This is a genomic window from Micromonospora sp. NPDC004551, assembly GCF_040609975.1.
In the GTDB taxonomy this organism is placed as follows: Bacteria; Actinomycetota; Actinomycetes; order Mycobacteriales; family Micromonosporaceae; genus Micromonospora.
Map to the genome: position 1 here is coordinate 1 of NZ_JBEXLM010000076.1, position 4,069 is coordinate 4,069.

4 protein-coding genes are annotated in these 4,069 nt (G+C 71.9%); all 4 read left to right on the forward strand.

Annotated elements, in window-relative coordinates; all coding sequences use genetic code 11:
* Positions 1-389: 389 nt before the first annotated feature.
* The 4 genes from ABZW14_RS34125 (at position 390) to ABZW14_RS34140 (ending at position 3,498) form a co-directional block, all read left to right on the forward strand.
* On the forward strand, positions 390-1,274 hold the full coding sequence (locus ABZW14_RS34125; protein WP_355355360.1) for a hypothetical protein: 885 nt from the start codon (positions 390-392) through the stop codon (positions 1,272-1,274).
* A complete protein-coding gene (locus ABZW14_RS34130) occupies positions 1,267-2,259 on the forward strand; it encodes a DNA methyltransferase (RefSeq protein WP_355355363.1) in 993 nt (330 codons plus the stop codon). Before ABZW14_RS34125 ends, ABZW14_RS34130 begins: the two co-directional genes overlap by 8 nt.
* 47 nt (positions 2,260-2,306) lie before the next feature.
* Positions 2,307-2,852, forward strand: a complete 546-nt coding sequence (dcm, locus tag ABZW14_RS34135; RefSeq protein WP_355355366.1) for a DNA (cytosine-5-)-methyltransferase — start codon at positions 2,307-2,309, stop codon at positions 2,850-2,852.
* Positions 2,853-3,360: 508 nt separating this feature from the next.
* On the forward strand, positions 3,361-3,498 hold the full coding sequence (locus tag ABZW14_RS34140) for a hypothetical protein (protein ID WP_355355369.1): 138 nt from the start codon (positions 3,361-3,363) through the stop codon (positions 3,496-3,498).
* Positions 3,499-4,069 lie beyond the last annotated feature (571 nt).

The following is a 4,069-nucleotide window of genomic DNA, read 5'->3' on the forward strand; positions in this document are numbered from 1 at the left end:
TTTTTTACTTCATACGTGTTCTCTTCCTATATTGTTTTTTGTTGCTTTTCCGTTGGGGGGTGGCTGGCCGCCCCCCCGGCCCCCCCCCCCCCCGGCCCGGGCGCCCCCCCCGCCGCATGTCCCCACCACACAGCAGCCGAACCCCACACCCCGCCCCGCCCAGCCAGGCTGAGCGGGCGCACGCCACTGGAGCAAACAGATGGGACGCTCGCGACCCCCTCACCAGCCCAGTACCGCTGTACCGCCGCTGACCTGCGATGTGAGCGCAACCAACACCTGACCGTGAGCGCTTGCGAGCCGCTGTGAGAACCGGGGCCGTTCGCCAGAGCACACAACCGCAGGTTTGGGGTGTCAGCGCACTACCCGCGCGGCGCGGAGCCGACATCCACATGAGCGAGCACACGCCGCAGCACCACCACGACCCCGCCCACCCCGTCGACCCGCATGTCGACCCGACCCTCATCGACCTGGTGGCCGGTGACCCGCCGGTCCCGGTCACCGTGTGGCGCACCGCCCGCACCGACGCCGACACCGGCCGCGCGATCGGCGCCCGGCTGGCCTACCGGCTCGTTGCCGCCTACAGCCGCCCCGGCGACGCGGTCATCGACCTCACCACCGACCACGCCCTCACCAGCGCCTGCACCACGGGCGGGCGCCGACACCACCCCGGCTGGTTCACCGACGCGTCCAGCCTGATCATCGGCCCGCCGACCCGCACCGACCCGGCCCTCAAGCCGGACGACGGCGACCTGACGGACACGGGCACCTGGTTCGGTGACGACCTCACCGACGCCAACCTGCCCCCGTCCAGCAACCCGGCTGTCCCTGTACCCGACGGCGCGTCCCTGGCGGAGGCGACCACCTTGGTCGTGGCCTGCTGGCCCCTCGACACCGCCGACGCGACCAACCGCATCCGACTAGCGTGGCTGTTGACCGCCTGCGCGCGGCTGCTGCGCCCCGGCGGCTGCCTGATCCTCGTCGTCACCGCCCCCGCCAGCCCGGCCGCCCCGCAGGACTTCACCCCCGTCGTGCAGGCGGCCGCCGCCATCGGGCTCGGCTACCTGCAGCACATCGTCGCCGTCACCGCCGACACGTGCGGCGACGCGTTCGTCTACCACGTCACCGACGAGGAACTCCTCGCCGTCGCCACGCAGGCCGAGCAGCCGTGGACGGTGGCGCACCTGCAGTTGCACGCGGACCTGCTGGTGTTCACCCACCACCAGGCGCCCACCTCCCAGCGGAACCCACGCTCGGAAGGCGGTCGCCGTGGCTGAGCACCTGCCCTTCCCCGCCGACACCAACCAGCCGGCAAACCCAGCCGAGGACACCCACCACGGCCAGCACCGCCACTACGAGGGCCGCCACCGCGACACCGGCGGACGCCACCGCGCGCCCGGCGGACCCGAGGGCCTGTCGGTGTGGGCGACCGCCCAGCGGACCGGGCCGGTGCAGCGCCGCGGCCGGTACGTGCCCGAGTCGGTCAGGCACCCCGCCCGGATGCTGCCCGCGATCGCCGCGCACGCCATCGCCGCCTACACCCAACCCGGCGACCTGGTCCTCGACCCGATGTGCGGGATCGGCACCACCCTGGTCGAAGCGATCCACGCGGGCCGCGACGCGATCGGGGTGGAGTACGAGCCGCGGTGGTCGAACATCGCAGACGCCAACATCACCCACGCCCAGCACCAGGGCGCCGGCGGCCGGGCCTCCGTAGTCCGCGGCGACGCCACCCGCCTGCGATCGCTGCTGCCCGCCGCCCTCACCGGGCAGGTCGCCCTGGTCGTCACCTCACCGCCGTACGGGCCCACCGTTCACGGCCTCGTCCGACCCGGTGCTGACGGGGTGGCGAAGTTCGACAACGCCTACAACGACGGCACCGACAAGGGAAACCTCGCCTACCGGGACCTCACCGGCCTCACCGACGGATTCGAGCAGATCCTGGCCGGCTGCGCCACGCTGCTGCGACCCGGCGGCACCGTCGTGGTCACCGCCCGTCCGTGGCGCAAGAACGGCCAGCTCGTCGACCTGCCCAGCGCCGTCATCGCCGCTGGTGTCCGGGCGGGCCTCATCCCGACCGAGCGGTGCGTCGCCCTCCTCGCCGCCGTCCGCGACGGGCGACTCGTCGCCCGCCCGTCGTTCTTCCAACTCCAAGCCGTGCGCAAGGCCCGCACCAACGGCACCCCACTGCACCTGATCACCCACGAGGACGTGCTGATCTTCCGCCGGCCGGAACTACCCACGGAGGTCGCCGATGACTGACGACCCCCGCTGGGCGCCAACGTCCGCACCATTGCGCGGGAGGTGGCGTGAGTGACCACGTTCCCGGGCCGCGAATCGGATCGCTGTGCACCGGCTACGGCGGCCTCGACCTGGCCGTCGAACTGGTGCTCGGCGGCCACCTCACCTGGTACGCCGAAACCGACCGACACGCCCGCACCGTCCTCGCCCATCACTGGCCAGACGTGGCCAACCTCGGCGACATCCGCACCATCGACTGGACCCACGTCCGGCATGTCGACGTCCTCACCGCAGGCTTCCCCTGCCAGGACATCTCCAACGCCGGCAAACGCGCCGGCATCACCGGCCCCCACTCCAGCCTCTGGCAACACATCACCAAAGCCCTTCGCCTTCTTCGACCCCCGCTCGTGTTCGTGGAGAACGTCGCCGCCCTCCGCAGGCGCGGACTCGACGTCGTCCACACCGACCTGGCCACGCTCGGGTACGACACGAGCTGGCTGTGCCTACGCGCATCCGACATCGGCGCCGCCCACCGACGCGACCGACTGTTCCTGCTCGCCACCACCAGAGGCGGGGGAGAAGGTGCGTACACTTCCCACGCCCTGCGCCCGTGACGGCAAAGGACCCGGACACCACAACGGGCTGCCCGACGTCATCGAACCCCACGGCACCCGCCACCAGCTGTTGCCGACCCCACGCGCCATCGACACCGGCACCCCCGGCCGCCGCGCAGGCGACGGCTTCCGGCCGCCACTGTCACAGGTGCTCCTACCCACCCCACGGGCGACGGACGGGCAGAAAGGCTGCCCGGGACAACGGGGCTCCCACGGCGAGCTCACCCTGCCGTCCGCAGCCGTGCGATGCGCAGCGCCTGCCCTACCGACGCCCCGGGCCTCCGACGCGCGAGGCCCCGGCCACCACGGCGACGGCGGCCCCGACCTACGCACCACCGTCGCCCAGCTCCCCACCAGCAGCCTGGGAACACCCGATGAGGCGACCTGGGGGATCTACGCACCGGTCATCGCACGCTGGGAACTTCTGATCGGCCGGCCCGCTCCCGCGCCCACCCAACCAGGCCAGCACGGCAAGCCCGTGCTCGCACCACCCTTCGTGGAATGACTCATGGGCCTACCCGCCCACTGGGTCACCGACCCCACCCTCGACCTCCCCCGCACCGGCGCGTTGCGCGTCCTCGGCAACGGCGTCGTCCCCGCCCAAGCGGCGACCGCCCTGCGTCTCCTGCTCTGCGGCCACCGCTGACAGCCACATCACGCGGAACTCTTCGCGGGCGGCCCCAGGCGGCCGCCCGCGAAGTGCCGGCATCAGTCGTGGCGACCTCACCCAACGCTCATGGGAGCCCTCGATGCATTCGAACACTTCGCGATCCCGACGCCGCCTACCGCCGCCCGCACCAACACTCGCCCATGCAGACGATCACTCCGACGATCAAGGCCCGCGTTTCTACACCCCCGCAGAGGCCGCAGCACTGCTTCGCGTCCCCGAATCCTGGCCGCGCCGCCGCGCCGGCCGCCGCTAGATCCCCCGCACCTTCCTCGGCAAACACCTGCGTTTCTTCGCCGCCGACCTCGCCGCCGTCATCGCCGCCGCCGAACCCGCCACCGGCCGACGGCGGCCCACGCGGCCACGCCCACCGTCGGCCGCCGACTTGCCCCGCCCCGAAGTCACGCGTCAATCACCGCCGCACCGCAACCGAACCGATCGGAGTAACCCATGGCCTAGGCAATGTCTTCAAAGGTTCACAACCATTGCAGTAGCGCGGCGATGGTGACCGTTGCCTGGTAGGACGTGGCGGTCTTGTCGTAGCGGGTGG